Consider the following 23,038-nt stretch of genomic DNA (forward strand, 5'->3'; position numbering starts at 1 on the left):
GACGGAGGGCGGCGTCCGGCCGCGGGCGTGCTGCCCGCGGCCGGACGCGTCAGGTCAGGAGCCGAACGTCTCGTCCATGTCGGCGGCCGCGGTGTCGGCGGCCTCCTGGACGGTCGCGCTGCCCGACAGGACGGACTGGAGCATCGTCTCCAGCGTCTTCTTGCCCTGGATCTGGCCGTAGAGCGGCGTGACCGGGACCGAGCGGCCGGCCTCGACCATCTGCTGGGCGAACGGCGCGACGATCGGGTCGTCCTCCTCGATGACCTTCTCGAGGAGCGACGTCTGGCCCGGGAAGTAGCCGGACTGCTCGCCCCACGCCTGCGCGAACTCGCCGGTCGTCATCATCTCGACGAACTTCCACGCGAGGTCCTGCTTCTCGCTGGCCTCGAAGACGCCGAGGTGCGAGCCGCCGAGGAACGAGTCGGACAGCCCCTCGGTCTGGCCGGGGATCGGGAAGGCGCCGATCTTGCCCTCCATGTCCGGGACGTCGGCGAGGATCTTGCCCGGCGTCCAGCTGCCGGAGATCATCATGCCGACCTGGCCCTGCTCGAACGCGGCGAGGAGGTCCGTCTCCTTCCACGTCGTCGCGGCGGCGGTCGAGAAGCCGTGCTCGGTCGCGAGGCCGGTGTAGAACTCGAGGCCCTCGACCGACTCCGGCGAGCTGATCTCCGACGTCCAGGTGTCGCCGTCCTTCACCGCGAGGTCACCGCCCGCGCCCCAGACGAACGGCATGGCGCCGTACTGGCTGTCGCCCGCGACGGGGAACGGGATGATCTCCGGGTTCGCCGCCTTGAGCGCGTCCGCCGCGGCGACGAGCTCGTCCCACGACGTCGGGGTCTCGATGCCCGCGGCCTCGAAGAGGTCGGCGCGGTAGACGACAGAGCGCACGCCCGCGTACCACGGCATGCCGTAGACGCCGCCGTCGAGGGTCGCGGACTCGACGAGCCCGGGGACGAGGTCGTCCTCGAGGCCGGCGTCCGCGATGCGGTCGGAGAGGTCGGCGAGCGCGCCGACGTCCGCGAACTCGCCCGTCCAGGTGGTGCCCACCTCGGCGACGTCCGGCGTCGTGCCGCCGGCGATGGCGGTCGTGAACTTGTCGTGGGCGCTGGCCCACGGCTGGAACTCGATCTGGAGGTCGGCGCCGGTCTCGTCCTTGAACGCGGTCGTCACCTCGTCGAAGAACGCGTCCGCGTCGGGGTTGGTGCCCTCCATGATCCAGACGGTGAGGGTCTCGCCCGAGAAGTCGGTCGCGTCGTCGCCACCGGTCCCCTCGGAGCCGGACCCGCCGCCGGAGCTGCACGCGGCCAGGCCGAGCGCGAGGACGAGGGTGCCCGTGACGGCCACCGTGCTGCGTCGCTGCATGCCGTGACACTTCCTTTCTGGTCGGCCGTCGGGGGAACGGCCGTGTCGTGTGTCCTGACGGTCCCGCGCGGCCGGTCGGCTCCCGCGGTGTGAAACTTACTTCCATCAGTGGACGTATGCGTGGAGATTACTGCCACGCGCGCGCGAACGGAAGCCACGACGGCAGACGTTGCACGTTCTTAACAATCGCCGGGCGTCGCCCGGCTCTGGCGACCGCTCAGGCCGCGGGGCCCTGCCCGCGGGCGGGCGTCACAATCCCGCGCCGGCCGCGCACGTCCCCGCGCAGCACCCCGCGCGTCACGGGACGCGCGCGGTCCACTCCGGCGTGGAGAACTTCGTCCGCGCGAGCTCCTGCGCGCGCTCGCGCTCCTCGGGGGTGACCGCACCCTCGACCGTGCGGTACCGCGAGCGGAAGTGGTCCTTGAACGCCTCGATGACGTCCTCGCGCGCCATGCCCGTCTGCGAGCGCACCGGGTCGACGCGCTTGTTGGCGCTCGTGGTGCCCTTGTCCGAGAGCTTCTCGCGCCCGATGCGCAGCACCTCGGTCATCTTGTCGGCGTCGATGTCGTACGCCATGGTCACGTGGTGGAGCACCGCTCCCCCGCGCAGCCGCTTCTGCGCCGCGCCCGCGATCTTGCCGGCCGGCGACGCGATGTCGTTGAGCGGCTTGTACGTCGCCTCCACGCCCAGGTCGGCGAGGGCGCCCAGCACCCAGTCGTCGAGGAACGCGTACGAGCGCTCGAAGCTGAGCCCTTCGACGAGCGACCCCGGCACGTACAGCGAGTAGGTGATGGTGTTCCCCGGCTCGACGAACATCGCGCCCCCGCCCGAGATGCGCCGCACGACCGTCACCCCGTGCCGCTCCGCGCCCTCCGGGTCGACCTCGTTGCGCAGCGACTGGAACGAGCCGATGATCACCGCGGGCGACGCCCACTCCCAGATCCGCAGCGTGGGGCCACGACGGCCCTCGTCGAGCTCCTCCGTGAGCACCTGGTCGAGCGCGAGGTGCATCGCGGGCTCCTCGGGCCCCTCGTGCACGATCTCGAACGTGTGGTCGCCCCACCCCGTCGCCCGGCCGAGCGCCCGGCGCACCGCGATCGCGACCGCCTCGGGCGAGAACCCGACCATCGTCACGTCAGGGCCGAGCGCGGCCTGCACGGCGCTCGCGAGCTGCGCCACCGTCGCCGTCTCCGGCATGCCCGTCAGGGCGCCGTCGATGTCCTCGAGCGCGTCGTCCGGCTCGAGGAAGAAGTCGCCGCTGACCGCGACCCGGGCGAGCCGCCCGGCCTCCACCTCGACGTCGACCGCCACGAGCTTGCCACCGGGGACCTTGTACTCACCACGCACGCGTCCACCCTAAGCCCGACGCGCGCACCTCCGGCTCAGCGCGGCTCGACGCCCGCGTGGACCAGCCCGTAGATCGCCGAGTCGGTGAGCGCCTCCCAGGCCGCCTCGATGAGGTTGGGCCCGACGCCGACCGTCGACCACGACGTCGAGCCGTCGGTCGTCTCGATGAGCACGCGCGTGACGGCGTCCGTGCCCTGCTCGGTGTCGAGGATGCGCACCTTGAAGTCGATGAGCTCGAACACCTCGATCTCCGGGTAGACGCGCCCGAGCGCGAGCCGCAGCGCGTGGTCGAGCGCGTTGACGGGGCCGTTGCCCTCGCCCGTGGAGACGATGCGCTCGCCCCCGGCGTGCAGCTTGACGGTCGCCTCCGCCGTCGCCTCGGTGCCGCGCGACCCGGCGCGCTCGACGATCGTGCGCCAGCTCTCGACCCGGAAGTACGGCGGGCGCTCCCCCGCGATCTCCTCGCGCAGCAGCAGCTCGAACGACGCGTCGGCGGCCTCGTACGTGTAGCCGCGCGCCTCGTCGTCCTTGACGCGGTTCGTCACGCGGGTGAGGAGGTCGCCCTGGCCCGACAGGTCGAACCCGAGCTCGCGGCCCTTGAGCTCGATCGACGCCCGGCCCGCCATGTCGGAGACGAGCATGCGGATGTCGTTGCCCACCGCCGTCGGGTCGATGTGCTGGTACAGGTCCGGGTCGACCTTGATGGCGCTCGCGTGCAGGCCCGCCTTGTGCGCGAACGCGCTCGCACCGACGTACGGCTGGCGCGCGTACGGGGAGATGTTCGTGATCTCGCTGATCGCGTGCGAGATGCGCGTCGCCTCCTCCAGGCCCTCGCCCGTGAGCGTGCGCACCCCGTGCTTGAGCTCGAGGTTCGCCACGACCGTGAGCAGGTCGACGTTGCCCGTGCGCTCCCCGTACCCGTTCACCGTGCCCTGCACGTGCGCGGCGCCCGCCTCGACGGCGGCGAGCGTGTTCGCGACGGCGCAGCCCGAGTCGTTGTGCGCGTGCATCCCGAGCAGCGCGTCCCCCGGCAGCGCGTCGCGCCCGTGCGGGAGCCCGACGGCGTCGCGCAGCTCCGCGACGGTCTCGGCGACCCACGTGGGGAGCATGCCGCCGTTGGTGTCGCACAGCGCGACGACCTCGGCGCCCGCCTCGAACGCGGCCTGCACGGCCGCGCGCGTGAACGCGGCATCGTACCGGTAGCCGTCGAAGAAGTGCTCGGCGTCGACGACGACCCGGCGCCCCTCGCCCACGAGGAACGAGACCGTGTCGGTGATCATCGCGAGTCCCTCGTCGGGCGTCGTGCGCAGCGCGCGCTCGACGTGCCGGACGTCGGACTTCGCGACCAGCGTGACCACCGGCGCCTCGGAGTCGACGAGCGCCCGCACCTGCGGGTCGTCCCACGCGCGCAGCCCGGCCTTGCGCGTCGCGCCGAACGCCGCGAGCACCGCCCGCCGCAGGTCGAGCTCCTTCGCCGCGCGACGGAAGAACTCGGTGTCCTTGGGCACGGCGCCCGGCCAGCCGCCCTCGATGAAGCCGACGCCGAGCTCGTCGAGCAGCGGGGCGATGGCGAGCTTGTCGGCGACGGAGAGGTTCATGCCCTCCTGCTGCGCGCCGTCGCGCAGGGTCGTGTCGTAGACGTGGAAGACCCGGGGCTCGTGGGGGCCGGTCACGGGGGTCGTCGCCGAGGTCATGGTGCCTCTTCCTGCCGTTCGTCGTGTCGCGGGCGTCGCTGCGCCCGCCCCTGCGGTGCGTCTCCCGACGCCGGGCGGGGCCCTCGTGAGGCGGTGGGCCCGGCGTCCGTGCCGCCGGGCGGAGGTGGTGCCCGGCAACAAAAAAACCCCCCGAGGGTGCGGGAGGTCTGCGCGTCCGGTGGGTGCTACCGGGCGCGCTACTCGATAATGAGCTGGGAGACGAGGTGTGTCACAGGGCACATGGTGCCACAGGTTCCGCCAGGATGGACCAGAGCGTCCATCCACTGAGCCGCCCGCCGCCCGTCGGCGCGACGGCGACCGAGCGAGGAGTGACGATGAGCGACCCGACCCCGGGCGGTTACGACCCGCAGAACCCTCCGACGCGGCGCTACGGCCAGCCGCCGGTCCCCCCGCAGTCCCCGCCCCCGGCGATCCGCCCGACGGACCCGCAGGCCCAGTTCCCCGAGCCCCGCACCCCCGTGAGCCCGGCGGACCCGCGCCTCACGGTCGAGGCCGGCCGGTTCTGGGCGGGAGCCGCCGCGACCGCGCTCGTCGCCGCCCTCATCGGGCTGCTCGGCGTGATCATCTTCGAGCGCATCTTCGCGATCACCCTCGTCCCGCCGCCCGACCTCTTCGCCACGGGGTCGCGCCAGGCGGCGTGGGCGATCGACGGCGCGATCCTCGCGCTGCTCGCCGCCGGGGTGCTGCACCTGCTCATCCTCAGCACGCCCCGGCCGCGCGCGTTCTTCGGCTGGATCATGGCGCTCGTCGTGGTGGCGATCGCCGTCCTGCCGTTCGCGTGGTCGAGCGACGTCACCGCGGCGGCGCTGTCCGGGCTCATCAACCTGCTCATCGGCGTCGCGGTGTGGTCGCTGCTCGCGGGCGTCGCGGGGCGGACGATCGTCGCGCGGCCCGCGCCCGTCGTCTGACCCGGAGCACCCGGGCAGACCCACCGCGCCGCAGTCCGTACGACGACGGGGCGCCCCTCCCGCGGGAGGGGCGCCCCGTGTCGTGCGGGCCGGCTCAGGCGAGCCGACGCAGCCGGCGCTCAGGCGAGCCGGCGCAGCCAGCCGTGGCGGTCGGCGGCGCGACCGGTCTGGATGTCCGTGAGCTCGGTGCGGATCGTCATGGTCAGCGAGCCCGCCTCGCCGGTGCCGATCGTGTGGTCGAAGTCCGAGCCGGCGAGCCGGCCGATCGGCGTGATCACGGCGGCCGTGCCGCACGCGAAGACCTCCGTCACGGAGCCGTCCCGGATCCCGGCGAGGACGTCGGTCAGCGGGATGCGGCGCTCGACGACCTCGTGCCCGCGGTCGGTGAGGAGGCGGATGATCGACGAGCGCGTCACGCCCTCGAGGATCGAGCCGCTGAGCTCCGGCGTCTCGACCGAGCCGTCCGCCTTGACGACGAACACGTTCATGCCGCCGAGCTCCTCGAGGAACGTGCGCGTCGCGGAGTCGAGGAAGCACACCTGCTCGCACCCGTGCTGCTGCGCGACCACCTGCGGGAGCAGGCTCGAGGCGTAGTTGCCGCCGCACTTCGCGTCGCCGGTGCCGCCCGCGCCGGCGCGGCTGTACTCGCGGTCCACCCAGATGGACACGGGCTTCACGCCGCCCGAGAAGTACGGGCCGACGGGCGACGCGATGACGAGGTACTCCGCCTCGAGCGACGGGCGCACGCCGAGGAACGCCTCCGAGGCGTACATGAACGGGCGCAGGTAGAGGCTCGCCTCCTCGCCCGACGGGACCCAGTCCACGTCCGTGCGCACGAGCGCGGTGATCGAGCCGACGAAGTCGTCCACCGACAGCGCGGGCAGCGCGAGGCGGTGCGCCGAGCGGGCGAAGCGCGCGGCGTTGGCCTCGGGCCGGAACGTCCACACCGACCCGTCGGCGTGGCGGTACGCCTTCATGCCCTCGAAGATCTCCTGCGCGTAGTGCAGGACGGCGGTCGCCGGGTCCAGGAGGAGCGGGCCGTACCTCTCGACGCGGCGGTCGACCCACCCGTCGGTCGAGTTCCAGCTGATCCGCGCCATGTGGTCCGTGAAGACGGTGCCGAACTTCGGGGCCGCGATGGCGGCCTCGCGCTCGGCGGGCGGCGTCGGGGAGTCCGTGGGGCGGACGTCGAACAGGGCGACGAGGTCCTCCGCCGAGGAGGACGGCTGGTGCTGCGCTGCGAGGGTGCTCATCATGAGGCCTTTCACCTGGCGACCCGGGTGGTCTCCGCCTAGTTTTCCACGCCGGTGCGGCTCGTGCGGGGATCCGCGCGAGGGCACGACGACGCGGGGCGCCACCGGGTCAGAACGGGAGGGATCCGGTCCTGGGGCGATGACGACCGAGGTGCGGGGACTGCGACGAACCGGTGCCCGGGCCCGCGCGGGGCCCGTGACGGCGTGTCAGCCGGCGACGCGAGCGGCGAGCTCGCGGCCTACCTCGGCCGTCGAGCGTACTCGGCTCCCCCGCTCGGCGAGGTCGGCGGCGACGGCCGCCTCGACGCGCTGCGCCTCGTCGCCGAGGCCCAGGTGGTCGAGGAGCAGCGCGACCGACAGCACCGTGGCGGTCGGGTCGGCCTTGCCCTGCCCGGCGATGTCCGGTGCCGAGCCGTGCACGGGCTCGAACATCGACGGCGCGGTGCGGTCGGGGTTGATGTTCGCGGACGCGGCGAGGCCGATCCCGCCCGTGATCGCGGCGGCCTGGTCGGTGAGGATGTCGCCGAACAGGTTGTCGGTGACGATCACGTCGAAGCGCGAGGGCTTCGTCGTGAGGAAGATCGTCGCGGCGTCGACGTGCAGGTAGTCGGTCGTGACGTCGGGGAACTCCGCGTTGACGGCCTCCACCGTGCGGCGCCACAGGTGGCCCGCGTGCACGAGGACGTTGTGCTTGTGCACGAGCGTGAGGTGCTTGCGCGGACGCGCCTGGGCGCGGGCGAACGCGTCGCGCACGACCCGCTCGACGCCGAACGCCGTGTTGAGGGAGACCTCGGTCGCGATCTCGTGCGGCGTGCCGGTGCGCAGCGAGCCGCCGTTGCCGACGTACGGGCCCTCGGTGCCCTCGCGCACGACGACGAAGTCGATCTCGCCCGGGTCGGCGAGCGGCGACGTGACGCCCGGGTACAGCTTGCCCGGGCGGAGGTTGACGTAGTGGTCGAGCGCGAAGCGCAGCTTGAGCAGCAGGCCGCGCTCGAGGACGCCGGACGGGACGCTCGGGTCGCCGATCGCGCCCAGGAGGATCGCGTCGTGCGCGCGGATCGCGTCGAGGTCCGCGTCGGTGAGCGTCTCCCCCGTCGCGTGCCAGCGACGCGCACCCAGGTCGAACGGCGTCGTGGAGACCTTCACGTCCGAGCCGGCCACGGCGGCCTCGAGCACGGCGAGCCCCTGCTCGACGACCTCGGTCCCGATGCCGTCGCCGGCCACGACTGCCAGATCAATGGTGCGCGTCATGCCGGCGAGCCTACGCCGCGCCGCCACCCTTCGGGACGGTGGTCTCACGTCTCGGACGGGCGTCGAGTTGCGTTCCGCGCGCAGCCGGTCCACTATTAGTAAACTTTCCTAAAGCCCGTCGAAGGACCGACCATGACCGCGCCCGCCACGTCGAGGGTTCCCGGCACCCCGGGGCTCCTGCGCACCATCAACGACCGCGCGGCCCTGGAGCTCCTCCTCGACGTCGGGCCGCTGACCCGGTCCCAGATCGGTGACCGCACCGGCGTCTCGCGACCGACCGCCTCCCAGATCGTCGCACGGCTCGAGCAGTCGGGACTCATCGAGCCCACCGGCTCCGTGCAGGGCGCGCGCGGCCCTCAGGCCACGCAGTACGCCGCCCGGACCGACGTCGTCGTGGGACTCGCGCTCGACGTCGTGCCCGGCGGGGTGCGCGCCAGCGTCGTCGACGCGCTCGGCCGCACGCTCGGCGAGACGACCGTCGCCGCCGGTCCCGAGCGCTCGGCGGCCGCCGATGTCCTCGCCGCGCGCGACGAGGCCTGCGCCGACGCCGGCATCCCCGTCTCCCGTGTCGCGACCGCGGTCGTCGGCGTGCAGGCCGCCGTCGCGCCGCGCACCGGCGACATCGCCCTCGTCGGAGAGCTCCCCGGCTGGCCGCGTCGCGGGCTGCGCGCACACCTCGAGGACGCGCTCGGCATCGACGTCCACGTCGAGAACGACGTCAACCTCGCCGCGATCGCCGAGCGCGACGCCGGCCGCGACGAGGAGAGCTTCGCGCTGCTGTGGCTGGGCGAGGGCATCGGCATGGGCGCGTGGCTCGAGGGCCGCGTGCACCACGGCACCGCGGGTGGCGCCGGTGAGATCGGCTACCTCCCCGTGCCCGCCGCCGGCATCGACGACTCGGTCAACGTGCAGGACCTCGTCGGCGGTCTCCGCCTCGTCGAGCTGTGCGCCCGCGCGGGGGTCCCCGGCATCACCGAGGCGGGCTCCTCCTACGGCGACGCCGTCGCCGCCCTCGCCGCGCACCGCGACAGCGCCGCGGTGCACGACCTCGTGCAGGACCTCGCGCTCCGCGTCGCGATCGTCCTCCAGCCCGTCGTCGCCATCCTCGAGCCCGACGCCGTCGTGCTCGGCGGGCCCACGGGCGTCGCGTGCGGTGCGCCGCTCGCCGAGGCGACCGCCGCCGTCCTGCGCGGCACCGACCAGCGGACGGGAGCGGTCGTCGCGAGCGCCGTCCCCGAGCTCGCCGTCCTGCGCGGCGCGCGCTCCGTCGTCGCCGAGGACGTGCGCACCCTCCTGCTCGCCGCCGCGGGACGACCGGACCACCCGGTCGTCGCGCCCTCCGTCCCGGGGTAGTCCTCTTCACCTACCTCGCGAGCGGTGGCCGGCCGACCGTGGCACGGCCGGCCACCGCTCATCCTCGCCGCGCTCAGCGCGGGTAGCGCAGCTCGAACCGCTCGCACACCAGCGGCATGTCCGGCGCGAACTCGCGCGACAGGACGCGACGGAAGTACTTCTCGTGCTCGACGCGCCACGACTCCAGCGACCGGTCGTCCTCGCCCTCCGCGTGCGCGAAGTCCGCGTCGACGTCCTCGAACGCGACGATCTCGACCGAGGTGGTGCGGATCAGCGCGCGCGGGTGGCCCGCACCGTCCAGCAGGATGGACAGCTCGCCGACCCGCGGCACCGCCTCGCCCGTCTCCTCGTACTCCCACAGGGCCGACGACGTCGCCGTCTTCTCGCCCGTGAGCACGGCCATGAGCAGGTCGTCCGCCAGGGCCGGGTTGTCCCCGAACGACCACGCCGGGGGCGGGACGCTCTCGGACACCGTGGTCCCCGTGACGACGCCGAGCCGCGCCATGCCCGCGCTGGGCCGGGCCAGCTCCCAGAACGCCAGGATCTCCGCCGCCCGCTCGTCCACCGTCACGTCGTCCGTCACCGGGTCTCCCTCGTCCGTCTCTCGGGTCATGCCCCCATCCTGGCGCACGGGGCCGCGCACCACCCGCACCGCTCACCGGCCGGTCGCGACGGCGACCGGTGGGACGACGAAGGGGTGGGCGACCCCTCGCACGGAACGCGCGAGTCGGTCACCCACCCCCGGTGGAGCGGAGTGGTCAGCGCGCGGCGCTGCCCTCGGTGTAGTCGGCGTCCTGCTGCTTCCACGCGAACAGCGACCGCAGCTCCTTGCCGACCTTCTCGATCGGGTGCTGCGCGGCCTTCTCGCGGAGTGCCGTGAACTCCGGCGCGCCGGCGTCCTGGTCGTCGATGAAGCGCTTGGCGAACGCGCCCGACTGGATGTCGGCGAGGACGCCCTGCATGTTCTCCTTGACGCGGGCGTCGATGACGCGCGGGCCGGAGACGTAGTCGCCGTACTCGGCGGTGTCGGAGACGGACCAGCGCTGCTTGGCGATGCCGCCCTCCCACATGAGGTCGACGATGAGCTTGAGCTCGTGCAGCACCTCGAAGTACGCGATCTCCGGCTGGTAGCCGGCCTCGGTCAGCGTCTCGAAGCCGTACTGGACGAGCTGCGACACACCGCCGCAGAGCACGGCCTGCTCGCCGAACAGGTCGGTCTCGGTCTCCTCGGTGAACGTCGTCTTGATGACGCCCGCGCGGGTGCCGCCGATCGCCTTCGCGTACGACAGCGCGACGTCCCAGGCCTGGCCCGACGCGTCCTTCTCGACGGCGATGATGTCCGGGATGCCACGGCCCGCGACGAACTCGCGGCGCACCGTGTGGCCCGGCGCCTTCGGGGCGACGAGGATGACGTCGACGCCCTCGGGGGCCTCGATGTAGCCGAAGCGGATGTTGAACCCGTGCGCGAACGCGAGCGTCTTGCCCGTGGCGAGGTTCGGCTTGATCTCGTCGTTGTAGATCGAGCGCTGGTGCTGGTCCGGCGCGAGGATCATGATCAGGTCGGCCCACGCGGCGGCGTCCGCCACGGACTTGACCTCGAAGCCCTCGTCCTGGGCCTTCGCGACGGACTTGGAGCCCTCGCGCAGGGCGACGACGACCTCGACGCCCGAGTCGCGCAGGTTCTGGGCGTGCGCGTGGCCCTGGCTCCCGTAGCCGACGATCGCGACCTTCTTGCTCTGGATGATGGACAGGTCGGCGTCGTCGTCGTAGAACAGCTCAGCCACGATGGATCTCCTCGGTTCTTCGTTGCGGTGCAGGGGTCTGTTGCGGTGTCGCGCGGAACGGCGACCGGTGCGCGCCGACGCCCACGGGGGTCTCGGTGCGAGGGTAGGCGATGGTCAGGCGGAGCGGACGACGCGTTCCAGCGCGCGGTCCGTGATGGAACGGGACCCGCGCCCGACGGCGACGGTCCCCGACTTCACGATCTCGCGCACGCCGTAGGGCTCGAGGGCTCCGAGCAGCGCGTCGAGCTTCTCCCCCGTGCCGGTCGCCTCGATGGTCACGGCGTCGGGCACGACGTCGACCACCTTCGCGCGGAACAGGTTGACGACCTCGAGGACGCCGGTGCGGTGGGCACCGTCGGCGCGGACCTTGACGAGCAGGAGCTCGCGCTGCACCGAGGCGGTCGAGTCGAGCTCGACGATCTTGATGACGTTGACCAGCTTGTTGAGCTGCTTCGTCACCTGCTCGAGCGGGCGCTCCTCCACGTCGACGACCACGGTGATGCGCGAGATCTCCTCGTGCTCCGTGGGGCCGACGGCGAGGGAGTGGATGTTGAAGGCGCGGCGGGCGAACAGGCCCGCGACGCGCGTCAGCACGCCGGGCTTGTTCTCGACGAGCACGGAGAGGGTGTGGCGGGACATCGGTCAGTCCTCCAGGGACAGGGGTCGGATCGAGGCTGCATTGCGCTGCAGCCGAGTGCCTTGCTTCGCTGCGGCCCTCAACCTCCGCTGCATTTCGCTCAGTCCTCCCGGTCCCAGGCGGGCGAGATGCCCCGCGCGTACTGGATGTCGTCGTTGCTCACGCCGGCGGCGACCATCGGCCACACCATCGCGTCGCGCGAGACGTTGAAGTCGATGACGACCGGGCGGTCGTCGATCTCCATCGCGCGCTTGATCGCGGCGTCCACCTCGCCCATCGACTCGACGCGGATGCCCTCGCACCCGTACGCGTCGGCGAGCTTGACGAAGTCGGGCACGCGCGCCGTGCCGTGGCCGGTGTGCAGGTCCGTGTTCGAGTAGCGCTGGTCGTAGAACAGCGTCTGCCACTGGCGCACCATGCCGAGCGAGCTGTTGTTGATCAGCGCGACCTTGATGGGGATCTCGTTGATCGTGCAGGTGGCGAGCTCCTGGTTGGTCATCTGGAAGCAGCCGTCGCCGTCGATCGCCCACACCGTGGCGTCGGGGCGGCCGACCTTCGCGCCCATGGCCGCCGGGATCGAGAAGCCCATGGTGCCGAGGCCGCCGGAGTTGAGCCACGTCCGCGGGTGCTCGTAGCGGATGAACTGGGCCGCCCACATCTGGTGCTGCCCGACGCCCGCGACGTAGATCGACTCGGGGCCCGAGATCTCGCCCAGGCGGGAGATGACGTGCTGCGGGGCGAGGTGGCCGTCGTCGGGCTCCGTGTAGCCGAGCGGGTACGTCTCGCGCCAGTCGTCGATCTGGCGCCACCAGGCCTCGACGTCCGGCTTGCCCTTGGCCTCGTGCTCACGCTCGAGCTCCGGCAGCAGGTCGGTGATGACCTCCTTGAGGTCGCCGACGATCGGCACGTCCACGTCACGGTTCTTGCCGATCTCCGCGGGGTCGATGTCGGCGTGCACCACCTGCGCGTGCGGGGCGAAGCTCGACAGCGCGCCGGTGACGCGATCGTCGAAGCGGGCGCCGAGCGACACGACGAGGTCGGCCTTCTGCAGCGCCGCCACGGCCGGGACGGTGCCGTGCATGCCGGGCATACCGAGGTTCTGGGGGTGCGTGTCGGGCACCGCGCCGCGGGCCATGAGCGTCGTCACGACGGGCGCGCCCGACAGGTCGACGAGGCGGCGCAGCTCGGCCGACGCGTTCGCGCGGATCACGCCGCCGCCCACGTACAGGACCGGGCGCCGGGCCGTCGCGAGCAGGCGCGCGGCCTCCTTGATCTGCTTGCTGTGCGGCTTCGTCACCGGGTGGTAGCCCGGGAGCTGCACGTCCTGCGGCCAGGAGAACGTGGTGCGGGACTGCATCGCCGACTTCGCGATGTCGACGAGCACCGGGCCCGGGCGGCCGGTCGAGGCGATGTGGAACGCCTCGGCGATGGTGCGCGGGATGTCGTCCGGGTCGGTGACCAGGTAGGAGTGCTTGGTGATCGGCATCGTGATGCCGACGATGTCCGCCTCCTGGAAGCCGTCGGTGCCGATCATCGACTCGGCGACCTGGCCGGTGATCGCGACGAGCGGGATCGAGTCCATGTTCGCGTCGGCGATCGGGGTGACGAGGTTCGTCGCGCCCGGGCCCGACGTCGCCATGGTGACGCCGACGCGGCCGGTCGCGTGGGCGTAGCCCTGCGCCGCGTGGCCGCCGCCCTGCTCGTGGCGCACGAGGATGTGGCGCAGGCGCTGGGAGTCCATGAGCGGGTCGTACGTCGGGAGGATCGCACCACCCGGGATGCCGAAGACGACCTCGGCACCGGCCTCCTCGAGCGAGCGGACGATCGACTGCGCGCCCGTCATCTCCTCGCCCGTCGGGGCGCCGTTCGAGGCGCCGGCCGGGCGAGCCGTGGCTGCGCGCCGGACGTCGCCGCGCGGGGCGACCGACGCGGGTGTCGGGGCGGGCTTCGGCGCCGCGGCGGCGGGCGCCGGGGCGCCCTGTCGCGGAGGTGCCGGGGTGGGACCCTGGGCCATGGTGTCTCCTGCGTGTCGTGGCCTCGGCCCGGCGGGCGCCCCGTGGGGCGCTCCGCCGGGAGCCGGAGCCGACCGTGGTGGTGCGGTCGTGCTGGTCGCGGTGTGCGGGTGCCGGTCCTCGCGGGTCTCGCGGGTGCGGCGCTCGCGGTGGCCGGGTAGGCCTGCCGCGGTCTGTCTGCCGTGCTGATGGCGTTGTGGTGGCAACAAAAAACCCCTCGGACCCGGGATGCCGGGCTGGACGAGGGGTGAGCGCGCTGACGAAGCCTGGTGGCGTGGCCTCAGCCGGCGCGCTCAGGAAGTACTACAAGGAGGATCGTCTGCACGTCTGGGACTGTACGCCCATGTCCCGGTGATGTCACGTGTCGAGGCGGCCGTCTCACGCACTGGGACGTGCGGGGCGCGGCCCGGTGCGCCGGAGCACCCGTCCCTCCCACGGCTCCAGGTGCCCGACGGCGCCCGGCCGGGTGCCGTCGTCGGCCCGCCCGGGGTGCGTGGTCACCAGGACCGACGCCTCCTCCCAGCCCGTGAGCGTCCCGGCCGGGACGTCCTGCGGGACGCCACCGACGTTGACGAGCACGAGCAGCTCGTCCCGGACGGTCGTGCCGTCGGGCCCGGGCGCGTCGAGGGCGCGCGTGAACGCGTAGACCGCCTCGTGGTCGGGCAGCAGCATGCGGAAGTCGCCGAGCGCGACGACCGGCTCCTCCCGGCGCAGGGCGACGAGCCGCCGGTAGAAGTGCAGCACGGAGTCCTCGTCGGCCCAGGCGGCCTCCGCGTTGATCGTCGTGTGGTTCGGGTTGGCCTCGAGCCACGGCGTCCCCGTCGTGAAGCCGGCGTTCGCGCTCGCGTCCCACTGCACGGGCGTGCGGGCGTGGTCGCGGCTCGCGTGCGCGAGCACGGCGAGCATCTCCCCGTCGGTCCGCAGGCGCGGGGCGCCCGTGCGACCGGTGAGCTCGCGGAAGTACCCGAGCGACTCGACGTCCTGGTACTGCTCGATCCGCGTGAACGGCGCGTTCGTCATGGCGAGCTCCTCGCCCTGGTAGACGTAGGGCGTGCCGCGGTGCAGGTGCAGCAGGAGGGCGAGCGCCTTCGCCGAGGCGACGCGGTGCTCCGGGGAGTCGTCGCCGAACCGCGAGACGACGCGCGGCTGGTCGTGGTTGTCCCAGTAGAGGGCGTTCCAGCCCCGGTGGGCGAGGCCCGCCTGCCACCGGCCGAGGGTCGCCTTGAGGTCGGCGAGGTTCCACCGGACCGGGTCGTACCGGGTCGCGCCGTGGTCGATGCCCATGTGCTCGAACTGGAACACCATGTCGACCTCGCGACGGTCCGGGTCGGTGTACCGCACGCCGTGCTCGACCGTCACCCCCGGCGTCTCCCCCACCGTGAGGATCTCCCGGCCCCGGGCGAGGTAGGGCGCGAACACCTCGCGGTGCATCTCGGCGAGGAACTCGTGCACGCGCGGGCCGTCCGTGTAGTGCGGGCTCCCGTCCCCGTACGTGCCCCAGTGCACCTCGCCGTCGGGCAGCGAGCCGTCGGGCGCGACGTCCTTGGAGATGAGGTTGATGACGTCCATGCGGAAGCCGTCGACCCCGCGGTCGAGCCACCGCCGCATCATCGCGTAGACCGCCTCGCGGACGTCGGGGTTCTCCCAGTTGAGGTCCGGCTGCTTGGGGTCGAACAGGTGCAGGTAGTACTCGCCCGAGGCCTCGTCGAACCGCCACGCGCTGCCCCCGAAGAACGAGCGCCAGTTGGTCGGCTCGGCACCCGGGGCGCCGGGCTCCATGCCCTCGCGCGCGGGGCGCCACCAGTACCAGTCGCGCCGCGGGCTCTGCGCGGACGAGCGCGACTCGACGAACCACGGGTGCTCGTCGCTCGTGTGGTTGACGACGAGGTCCATGACGAGCTTCATCCCGCGCGCGTGCAGCCCTTCGATCAGGGCGTCGAGGTCCGCGAGCGACCCGAACAGCGGGTCGACGTCCTCGTAGTCGCTGATGTCGTAGCCGTTGTCCGCCTGCGGCGACCGGTACACCGGGGACAGCCACACGACGTCGACGCCCAGGCGCTCCAGGTGGTCGAGGCGTCGCGTGATCCCCGGGAGGTCCCCGATGCCGTCGCCGTCGGTGTCCTGGAACGAGCGCGGGTACACCTGGTAGACGACCGAGCGCGTCCACCAGGGGGCGTCACCGGGCGTCTCGGCGCCGGGCCACCCGCCGCGAGGCAGGGGGTCCGGGGTGGGTGCGGACGAGGTCATCGCACGGCTTCCTCTCGGGTCAGGGGGTCCTGGTCCCAGCCTGCCCGACGGCGCGCGCCGCGGCGACGCGACGGGCGGGGTCCGTGAGGACGTCGACGTCGTCGACCCACTGCTCGACGGTCCCGACGCCCGGTGGCAGCGCCTGCACCACCGGGTCCTGGATCGCGGACGTCACCACGTCGGCCACCGGCCCGAGCCCCCGGAAGGGCCGGTCGAAGAACGGGACGACGACGTCGGTCACGGTCGGGAGGCCCACCTCGCCCTGGAGGTCGTGCAGGGTCTCCAGCCCTCGGCACAGCGCCGCCTCGCGCGCCCGCCAGTCGTCGGCCGCGAGCGCCTCCGCGAGGTCGGGCGCGGCGGCGGCGGCACGCGGGAGCGCGGCGAACGTCGTCCCGAACCACTTCGCGTACGGCGTCCAGTGCCGCTCGAGCAGGAAGCCGAGGTGCATCGCTGCGCGCACGAGCCGGGCGGCGACGACGCGCGACCCGAGGTCGTCGCCGCGCTTCGCCGTCCGGCCGACGAACGGCAGCTCCTGCCCGATCCGCGCCCAGTCGACGGCGACCGCGTACCGCCACAGGTCGTCGGGATACCAGGCGAGGCGCTCGCGCGCCGCGGTGACCTGGCCGCCGGTGTCCACGAACACCGGCCCGGCCGTCACCTCGAGGACCGCCTGACCGGTGAGCGTGAGCCAGTCGTCGACGGCGAGCGGTCGCGTCGCGTCGACGCCGAGGCGCGACGTGACGAAGCCCGACGGCGACGCCACCTCGACCTGGTGCGGACCGTGCGGGCTCCACGTGGTCGGGAACCGGGTCGGGTGCCCGGCGAACGTGTCGGGCAGCGCCGCGCCGAGCAGCGCGTCGACCTCGTCGACCATCGGCTCGTCGACCAGCAACGTCAGGCGCAGACCCCAGTCGTGGTCGCGCGACGTCGCGTCGTCGAGCCCGAGGACGTCGGACCCGCTCCCGAGGCGTCCCGCCGCGTGCGGCAGCCCGGGCCAGCGGCCGAGCAGGATCGGCCCGACGACCTCGTCGTAGTAGCGCCGCGCGAGGTCGGTCCCGGTCTCCACCCGGGCAACCTAGCGGGTCGGCGTCACGATACCCAGGGCTTTCGCCGCTACCACCGCTCGGCCCCGACGAAGCTCGTGAGAGCCGGGTCGACGCCCAGCACGTCGCGCAGGACCGCGAGGTCGTAGGTGCGTTCCATCGCGAGGTGGCTCAGCGCGTACCGGGTCAGGCGTGGCGGCTCGGGGCGGCGCAGCCGCCGGGCGACCGTCTCGACCGCGCCCGCGAGCGCCCAGGCGGGGCGCACCGGGACGGCGACGACCCGCACGGCGGTACCGCGGCGGCGCAGCGCGTCGGCGAGCGCGTCGCGCAGGACCACCGGCTCGGCGTCGGCGACGTTCACGACGAGCGGGCCTCCGGCCGCGCCGTCCCCCGCGCCGGGCGCGCGGGCCGCGGTGTCGGGCAGCATGACGGCGGCGCGCACCGCGGCGAGCAGCGTGTCCACGTGGGTCAGGGACTGGAGGACGCGTCCGCCGCCGGGCAGGACGAGGCGTCCGCGCCGCACGGCGGCCTCGACGCGCGGCAGGAGCGTCGAGTCGCCCGGCCCGTAGACGGCGTGCGGGCGCAGGACGACGACAGCGCCGCGGTCGGGGTGGCGCGCGACGTCGCGGGCCAGCGCGCGCTCGGCCTCCGCCTTCGTCGTGCCGTAGGCGTCGAGGTACCGGGCGACCGGCGCCTCGTGCTCGCGCGCGCGGACGCTCGGGCGGTACGGGTCGTACACGCTGCCGGACGAGACGTGCACGAACCGCGCGCCGGGGAACGTGTCGCGGACCGCGAGCGTCCCGGCGACGTTCGTGGCGCGCGCGACGTCGAGCGCGCACCAGTCGGACACGGCGGCGCCCGCGTGCACGACGGCGTCCACCGTGGGCGCGTCGGCGAGCGGACCGGTGGTGAGGTCCCAGGCGAGGTGCCAGGCGCCGTCGACCGCCGGGTCGCGGCGGGAGGACGTCCAGACCTCGTGGCCGTCGGCGACCAGCCCGCGCGCGACCGCTCCCCCGACGAACCCCGACGCCCCGGTGACGACGACCCTCACGCGCGGGTGCCGGGGGTGTCTCGGCCGACGGCGGTCGACGCGGCGGCTACCACCGGCTCGACGGGTCCGGCCGGAGCGGCGGGCACCAGCGGCGCGGCGGCGCGCGAGAGCGCGGCGCGGTCGGGCTTGCGCGAGCGACCGGCGAGCGGCACGCGGTCGGCGTGCAGCACGACGTCGGGCAGCGCGTCGTGGTCGAGAACGCTCGGCAGCGCGGTGCGCACCCGGTCCACGAGCGGGTGGTGCGGGTCCAGATGCACCGCCGCACCGGCGTCGGGCCGAGGGTCGGTCCCGGTGCCCGCGTCCGGCCGAGAGTCTTCCGACGCCGAGGTGACGACGAGCGCGACCCGCTCGTCGCCGTCCACCTGGGGCACCCCCACGAGCAGCGCCTCGCCGACGCCGTCGAGCGCCGCGACGCGCGGCTCGTAGAGGCCGGGGTAGATGTTCGTCGTGCCGCGGATGATCATGTCCCGCGTGCGGCCGACGAGGACGAGCCGCCCCGCGTCGTCGAGGCGCGCGAGGTCGCCGGTGCGGTGCTCCGCGGCCCGTTCGCCTGCGCCCCGGGCGGGGGCGTCGAGGTCGTGCAGGTAGCCCGCCATGAGCGACGGCCCGGACAGCACGAGCTCCCCGACGACGTCGTCGCGGCCGTCCTCGGGTTCCTCGTCCTCGACCGGGTCGAGCCGCGCGACCGTGCCGGGCAGCGGGACGCCGACGAGGTCGCCGTCGCCCCCGTACGCGAGCTTCTCGCGGGCCTCGACCACCGCGACCGGCAGGATCTCCGTCATCCCGTACACCGCGACCCACCGCGTGCCGGGCAGCACGCGCGTCGCGCGCTCCAGGAGCGCGCGGGTCACGGGAGCGCCGCCGACGAGCGCGACGCGCGGCCCGTGCGCGGGCACCGCCCCGGCCTCGATCGCGTCGAGCAGCGCCGTGACGTCCGCGGGCACGAGGTACGTGCCTGCGGCGCCGTCGAGCTGGCGCGCGAAGGTCGTGATGTCGCGGCTCGGCGGGTCGGCCGGCACGGACCAGGTGGCACCCGCGAACAGCGCCGGGACGCCGAGCAGCATCTGGTCGGTGTGCACGACGTCGCCCGGCGCGAGCGCGAACACGTCGCGCAGCAGGTCACACCCGGCGAGCAGCGACCCGGCCGTGTGCACGACGGCCTTCGGCTGCGCCGTCGTGCCGGACGTGAAGACGGTGAGCGCCTCTCGGTCCGGGTCGAGCGTCGGCAGCGCCGCGCGGTCGACCGGGCTCGCGGCGAGGCGGCGGGCGGCGCGCGAGCCCCGCGGCACCCCGGGGAGCCACGGGCCGGCGTGCACGTGCCGCAGCGGGAGGCTCGCGTAGTCGGGCAGGAGCAGGCCCCGCGACCGGGCCAGACGGCGCAGCGGCCCGCGCGAGACGGCGTAGAGGAGCGACTCGGTCGTCGCTAGCGACGGCCCGGCCGCACCCACGCGCGCGGCGAAGAGCTCCGGCGTCGAGCCGGGGTCGACGAAGACGACGGTCCCGCCCGCCCGGACCACCCCGAACGCGAGCACGACGCCCTCCGGCCGGGGCCGCACCGAGAACAGGGCGCGGTCGCCCGGCGCGAGGCCGTCGGCCGCGAGCGCCGTCGCGGTCGCCTCGACGCGCCGCGCGAGGTCGGCGTACGTGACCTCCTCGCGCACGCGCGCACCGCGGCGGCCCGGCCGCGTCCAGCGCCGGAGCGCGACCGCGTCGGCGGACGCGTGCCCGGCGGCCCCGCGGGCGAGGATCGGGGCGAGCAGGTGGCGGGGGACGGCGTCGGGCACGGTCACGCCGCCTCCCCCGCCGACGACGCGGCCGACTCGGCGACCGGACCCGGCGCGCGCACCTCGCCGCCGACCGCCCGCACGACGAGCGAGCGGTACGCCGGGATGAGCACCCCGCGGGCGACGGCGCGGTCGGTGACCTGGAGGCTCCGACCCGCTGCGGCGACCGGGCGCAGGGCGTCCAGGACGGCATCGACCTGGGCCGTCGCGAGCGGCATCCCGAGGCAGAAGTGCGGTCCGGCGCCGAACCACAGGTGCCGCACCGCCGGGTCGACGGGGGCGTCCGGGTCGAAGGGGCCGGCGTCCTTGCAGCAGGAGATCGTCGCGATCACGACCCGGTCGCCCGCGCGGACGCGGACGTCGCCCACGGTCGCGTCGGCGCGCACCGAGCGCAGCATCGCGGGGGTCGGTGCCGTGACGCGCAGCGCCTCCTCGACGACGCGGCCGCGCAGCGCGGCGGCCTCCGGCCCGGCGCCGGGGTCGGCCGCGAGGAGCTGGTCGAGCCAGCCGGTGTCGGCGGCGAGCGCGACGAGGCGCGGCACGAATGACTGGATGGTCTCGGTGCCCGTGAGGACGAACGCGCCGACGGCGCCCAATGCCTCGTCCTCCGAGAGCCCGAGCTCGCGCATGCGCCCGGGGACGGTCGCGGGGTCCCCCGCGCGGTACGCGTCGCGCGCCGGTGCGGACAGCCGTGCGAGGACGGCGCGCGCGTGCCGCACCTGGCCGGCGGTGAGGCTGCGCCGGTGCAGGCGCACGAGCCCGACCACGGACTGCGCGGCCGTCATCGCCTCGCGGACGGCGGCGTCCGTCGGTGGCAGCCCGGTCATCGCGCAGACGACCGTCCCGGCCATGGTCGCCGTCTCCGCCACGAGGTCGACTCGTTCGCCCGCGAGCAGCCGCGGAGCGAGGCCTGCGAGGACGTCGGGCACGCTCACCGCGACGAGGTCGCGCACCGCTCGGGGCGTGAAGAGACCCGACAGCGCCCGGCGCAGGCGCGCGTGGTCGGCCCCCTCCATGTTGAGGAGCACGGACGGGCCGAGCACGGGCGTCCACAGGTCCGACGGCGACCCCGGGCCCACCTTGGAGAAGTGCTCGCTGTCGAGCAGCACGGCGCGCGCCGTCGCGGCGTCGGACACGACCACCCCGATCCCGGGGACGCGCACGACCGGGCCGCGGTGCCGCAGGGCCCGGATCGCCGGGTAGACGAGCGGGTGCGCCCCGCGCTGGACCCTCTCCTCCCAACGCATCGCCGCGGCGAGCCCGGCGGGCGCGGGGGCCAGCGCCGTGCCGGTCATCGGATGTCCACGAGCTCGGGCCGGTAGCGGTGGTCGGCATACCAGCCGAGCGTGCGGACGAGGCCCCACGCGTGCGCCCGGCGCGTGGAGGCCCGCACGACGACGTCGCGGTGCGCGCCGTACCGCCGCGTGAGGCGGCGCACCGCGTTGACGAGCGCCCGGTCCTCGTGGACGTCCTCGATCGCGGTGCGCGGGAACCCGCCCGCCGCCTCGTACAGCGCCGCCGTGATCGCCATGTTGCAGCCCGGCGCCATGACGTAGGGCCCGAGGTAGGACGGGTCCTGGTTGCCGGGGCGGAAGCGCCCGAACGTGCTCGCGACGCTCACCGCCGCGGAGAGCACGCCCTGCTGGACGCGCGAGACCGGGCGGTCGTCGGTGCGCGGCACGAGCCGTCCCGCGACGAGGTCGTGCCCGCTCGCGAACGCGGCGCGCACGCGTCGGGTCCAGTCGGGCAGCGGCAGGCAGTCGGCGTCGGTGCGCGCGAGGTGCGTCGCGCCCTGCGCGATCGCCGCCCGCATCCCCGTGTCGGCCGCCGCGCCCGTGCCCTTCTGCGGCTCGTCGACGACGCGCCACCGCGTCATGCCCCACGCCGCCGCGGTCGCGCGCGCCAGGTCGCCCGTGCCGTCCGACGACCCGTTGTCCACGACGACGAGGTCGAAGTCCGTGTCCTGCTGGTCGCGCAGCGCCTCCAGCGTCGCGACGATCCCGTGCGCCTCGTCGCGCGCGGGCACCACGACGGCGAGCCGCTGCGTGCTCGCCACTCCTCGCGTGAACCGCCGGGTGCTCACAGCCGCACCACCGTCGCGCCGATGCTGATGCCGCCCGCGAGGCCGACGAGCACGACGACGTCGCCCGGCCCGACCCGACCCGTCTCAAGCGCGGTCGCGAGCTGGAGCGGGAGCGTCGCGGAGGCGACGTTGCCGTGGTCGGCGACGGTGACGAGCGTGCGGCCGGTCGGCAGGCCGAGCGCGGCGTGCACGTCGTCGAGGTAGGCGACGGCGACCTGGTGCACGGCGACGAGCGCGACGTCGTCCCACGTGAGCCCCGCACGGCCGAGCGCGTCGAGGACGACACCCGGCCCGAGCGCGAGGAACGCGTCCCGGAGCCGGGACCCGTCGATCTCGAAGTAGGTGCGCTCGAGGTCGCGCGGGTGCGCGGTGCCGCCCCCGGGGAGCATGCCGACGTCCCAGTGCGTCGACTCGGCGCCGAACGCGCTCGCGAGAATGCCGCGGGGCGCGGGGGCGCCGGAGCCGTCGCGCGCGTCGGCCTCCGCCGCGGTGGCGCGGCGCACGAGGACGGCGGCCCCGGCGTCGGACATGGTGTAGCCCGGGGCGGAGAGCAGGTACGTCGCACGGTCGGGGACGTCCCAGCGCACGGCGCGCGACGGTGCCTCCCCGCACGCGACGAGCACGGTGCCGTACCGGCCCGTCGCGACGAGCGCCTCGGCGACCTCGATGGCGTTGAGCACGGAGTTGCACGCGTTCTTGACGTCCATGACGGGCGCCCGGACCCCGAGCTTCGCGGCGACGATGTGGCTCGTCGCGGGCTCGACCATGTCCTGGCTCGCCGACGCGAAGAGCAGCAGGTCGACGTCGTCGGGCGCGAGGCCCTGGGTCGCGAGCAGCTTCTCCGCGGCCGCGACGGCGAGGTCGGAGGCGTCCCAGTCGTCGGGGAGCACGCGGACCTGCCGCACGCCCGTGAGGCGCGAGACCATCGGCACGCGCGGCGCCGCGCCCGGGTTGCGCTCCGCGAGCGCGCGCTCCGCCTCGCGCACGTCGACCACGCGCTCGGGCAGGTGGACCCCGACGGCGGCGATCACCGCCGCGGGACGCACGGGAGCGGACCCGGGGGCTACCGGGCGGGGTGGGTTCTCTGGCACGCGCGACACAGTAGCCAAGCAGACCCCCTCGGACGGCGGTCGTCCACAGGTTCCGATGGGGTGAAGTGCCCATCCCCGGACGGCGGCGCGGCCGCCCCGTGGCCTCCCCGGTGCGCC

General features: G+C 74.3%; 18 protein-coding genes. 2 read left to right on the forward strand and 16 right to left on the reverse strand.

All coding sequences use genetic code 11. The features are described from left to right. Positions 1-54: 54 nt before the first annotated feature. The 3 genes from RSE42_RS12775 to cimA all read right to left on the reverse strand — a co-directional run bounded on the left by RSE42_RS12775 (position 55) and on the right by cimA (position 4,403). Positions 55-1,362 carry a sugar ABC transporter substrate-binding protein gene (locus tag RSE42_RS12775; protein WP_034654404.1) on the reverse strand — a complete coding sequence of 436 codons (1,308 nt, stop codon included), beginning with the start codon at positions 1,360-1,362 and terminating at the stop codon, positions 55-57. A gap of 297 nt (positions 1,363-1,659) precedes the next feature. Beyond that, complete coding sequence (locus tag RSE42_RS12780; RefSeq protein ID WP_034654406.1) at positions 1,660-2,709, reverse strand: biotin/lipoate A/B protein ligase family protein; 1,050 nt, start codon at positions 2,707-2,709, stop codon at positions 1,660-1,662. Positions 2,710-2,744: 35 nt separating this feature from the next. Continuing rightward, positions 2,745-4,403 (reverse strand): citramalate synthase, encoded by a 1,659-nt coding sequence (gene cimA / locus RSE42_RS12785; RefSeq protein WP_415296496.1) that lies wholly within the window; start codon positions 4,401-4,403, stop codon positions 2,745-2,747. A gap of 335 nt (positions 4,404-4,738) precedes the next feature. Here cimA and RSE42_RS12790 point away from each other — a divergent pair, with 335 nt between their 5' ends. Continuing rightward, on the forward strand, positions 4,739-5,332 hold the full coding sequence (locus tag RSE42_RS12790) for a hypothetical protein (RefSeq protein WP_051028087.1): 594 nt from the start codon (positions 4,739-4,741) through the stop codon (positions 5,330-5,332). 119 nt (positions 5,333-5,451) lie between these two features. On the opposite strand, the gene RSE42_RS12795 is transcribed toward RSE42_RS12790, so the two are convergent. Beyond that, entirely contained in the window at positions 5,452-6,585 is a 1,134-nt protein-coding gene (locus RSE42_RS12795) for a branched-chain amino acid aminotransferase (RefSeq protein ID WP_034654423.1), read from the reverse strand. A 207-nt stretch (positions 6,586-6,792) separates the two neighbouring features. Then, positions 6,793-7,836 carry a 3-isopropylmalate dehydrogenase gene (locus tag RSE42_RS12800; protein ID WP_415296498.1) on the reverse strand — a complete coding sequence of 348 codons (1,044 nt, stop codon included), beginning with the start codon at positions 7,834-7,836 and terminating at the stop codon, positions 6,793-6,795. 132 nt (positions 7,837-7,968) lie between these two features. Between RSE42_RS12800 and RSE42_RS12805 the strand changes: the two genes are divergently transcribed. Then, the gene (locus RSE42_RS12805; RefSeq protein WP_415296500.1) at positions 7,969-9,189 is read left to right on the forward strand and encodes an ROK family transcriptional regulator; all 1,221 of its coding nucleotides are present in this window, start codon (positions 7,969-7,971) and stop codon (positions 9,187-9,189) included. Between the two features lie 73 nt (positions 9,190-9,262). Here RSE42_RS12805 and RSE42_RS12810 read toward each other — a convergent pair whose 3' ends face one another. The 11 genes from RSE42_RS12810 to RSE42_RS12860 form a co-directional block, all read right to left on the reverse strand. Continuing rightward, the gene (locus RSE42_RS12810; RefSeq protein ID WP_175008252.1) at positions 9,263-9,802 is read right to left on the reverse strand and encodes an ASCH domain-containing protein; all 540 of its coding nucleotides are present in this window, start codon (positions 9,800-9,802) and stop codon (positions 9,263-9,265) included. Between the two features lie 145 nt (positions 9,803-9,947). Beyond that, positions 9,948-10,973, reverse strand: coding sequence for a ketol-acid reductoisomerase (ilvC, locus tag RSE42_RS12815; protein WP_021481959.1), 1,026 nt, complete (start codon positions 10,971-10,973; stop codon positions 9,948-9,950). 114 nt (positions 10,974-11,087) lie between these two features. Continuing rightward, positions 11,088-11,612 carry an acetolactate synthase small subunit gene (gene ilvN, locus RSE42_RS12820; RefSeq protein ID WP_074809857.1) on the reverse strand — a complete coding sequence of 175 codons (525 nt, stop codon included), beginning with the start codon at positions 11,610-11,612 and terminating at the stop codon, positions 11,088-11,090. 98 nt (positions 11,613-11,710) lie between these two features. Further along, complete coding sequence (locus tag RSE42_RS12825; protein WP_034654410.1) at positions 11,711-13,624, reverse strand: acetolactate synthase large subunit; 1,914 nt, start codon at positions 13,622-13,624, stop codon at positions 11,711-11,713. A gap of 376 nt (positions 13,625-14,000) precedes the next feature. Further along, positions 14,001-15,869: an alpha-glucosidase gene (locus RSE42_RS12830; protein ID WP_415296503.1), complete on the reverse strand. Its 1,869-nt coding sequence runs from the start codon at positions 15,867-15,869 to the stop codon at positions 14,001-14,003. A gap of 19 nt (positions 15,870-15,888) precedes the next feature. Further along, positions 15,889-16,935, reverse strand: a complete 1,047-nt coding sequence (locus RSE42_RS12835) for a DUF4037 domain-containing protein (RefSeq protein WP_415296505.1) — start codon at positions 16,933-16,935, stop codon at positions 15,889-15,891. Between the two features lie 47 nt (positions 16,936-16,982). After that, the gene (locus RSE42_RS12840; RefSeq protein ID WP_034654414.1) at positions 16,983-17,963 is read right to left on the reverse strand and encodes an NAD-dependent epimerase/dehydratase family protein; all 981 of its coding nucleotides are present in this window, start codon (positions 17,961-17,963) and stop codon (positions 16,983-16,985) included. Beyond that, positions 17,960-19,753 (reverse strand): class I adenylate-forming enzyme family protein, encoded by a 1,794-nt coding sequence (locus RSE42_RS12845; protein WP_415296507.1) that lies wholly within the window; start codon positions 19,751-19,753, stop codon positions 17,960-17,962. The genes RSE42_RS12840 and RSE42_RS12845 overlap by 4 nt, the downstream gene beginning before the upstream one ends. Then, complete coding sequence (locus RSE42_RS12850; protein WP_415296509.1) at positions 19,750-21,042, reverse strand: cytochrome P450; 1,293 nt, start codon at positions 21,040-21,042, stop codon at positions 19,750-19,752. Before RSE42_RS12850 ends, RSE42_RS12845 begins: the two co-directional genes overlap by 4 nt. Then, the gene (locus RSE42_RS12855; protein ID WP_232322531.1) at positions 21,039-21,830 is read right to left on the reverse strand and encodes a glycosyltransferase family 2 protein; all 792 of its coding nucleotides are present in this window, start codon (positions 21,828-21,830) and stop codon (positions 21,039-21,041) included. The genes RSE42_RS12850 and RSE42_RS12855 overlap by 4 nt, the downstream gene beginning before the upstream one ends. Continuing rightward, on the reverse strand, positions 21,827-22,921 hold the full coding sequence (locus tag RSE42_RS12860) for a 3-oxoacyl-ACP synthase III family protein (RefSeq protein ID WP_415296511.1): 1,095 nt from the start codon (positions 22,919-22,921) through the stop codon (positions 21,827-21,829). The genes RSE42_RS12855 and RSE42_RS12860 overlap by 4 nt, the downstream gene beginning before the upstream one ends. Positions 22,922-23,038: the final 117 nt, after the last annotated feature.

Source organism: Cellulosimicrobium sp. SJTW-1 (genome assembly GCF_047716875.1).
Classification (GTDB): Bacteria; Actinomycetota; Actinomycetes; order Actinomycetales; family Cellulomonadaceae; genus Cellulosimicrobium; species Cellulosimicrobium funkei.

Coding starts and splice junctions, on each gene's coding strand:
- RSE42_RS12775 (WP_034654404.1), bottom strand. CDS start 1,362: ATGCAGCGACGCAGCACGGTGGCCGTCACGGGCACCCTCGTCCTCGCG.
- cimA (WP_415296496.1), bottom strand. CDS start 4,403: ATGACCTCGGCGACGACCCCCGTGACCGGCCCCCACGAGCCCCGGGTC.
- RSE42_RS12790 (WP_051028087.1), top strand. CDS start 4,739: ATGAGCGACCCGACCCCGGGCGGTTACGACCCGCAGAACCCTCCGACG.
- RSE42_RS12795 (WP_034654423.1), bottom strand. CDS start 6,585: ATGAGCACCCTCGCAGCGCAGCACCAGCCGTCCTCCTCGGCGGAGGAC.
- RSE42_RS12800 (WP_415296498.1), bottom strand. CDS start 7,836: ATGACGCGCACCATTGATCTGGCAGTCGTGGCCGGCGACGGCATCGGG.
- RSE42_RS12805 (WP_415296500.1), top strand. CDS start 7,969: ATGACCGCGCCCGCCACGTCGAGGGTTCCCGGCACCCCGGGGCTCCTG.
- RSE42_RS12810 (WP_175008252.1), bottom strand. CDS start 9,802: ATGACCCGAGAGACGGACGAGGGAGACCCGGTGACGGACGACGTGACG.
- ilvN (WP_074809857.1), bottom strand. CDS start 11,612: ATGTCCCGCCACACCCTCTCCGTGCTCGTCGAGAACAAGCCCGGCGTG.
- RSE42_RS12825 (WP_034654410.1), bottom strand. CDS start 13,624: ATGGCCCAGGGTCCCACCCCGGCACCTCCGCGACAGGGCGCCCCGGCG.
- RSE42_RS12830 (WP_415296503.1), bottom strand. CDS start 15,869: ATGACCTCGTCCGCACCCACCCCGGACCCCCTGCCTCGCGGCGGGTGG.
- RSE42_RS12850 (WP_415296509.1), bottom strand. CDS start 21,042: ATGACCGGCACGGCGCTGGCCCCCGCGCCCGCCGGGCTCGCCGCGGCG.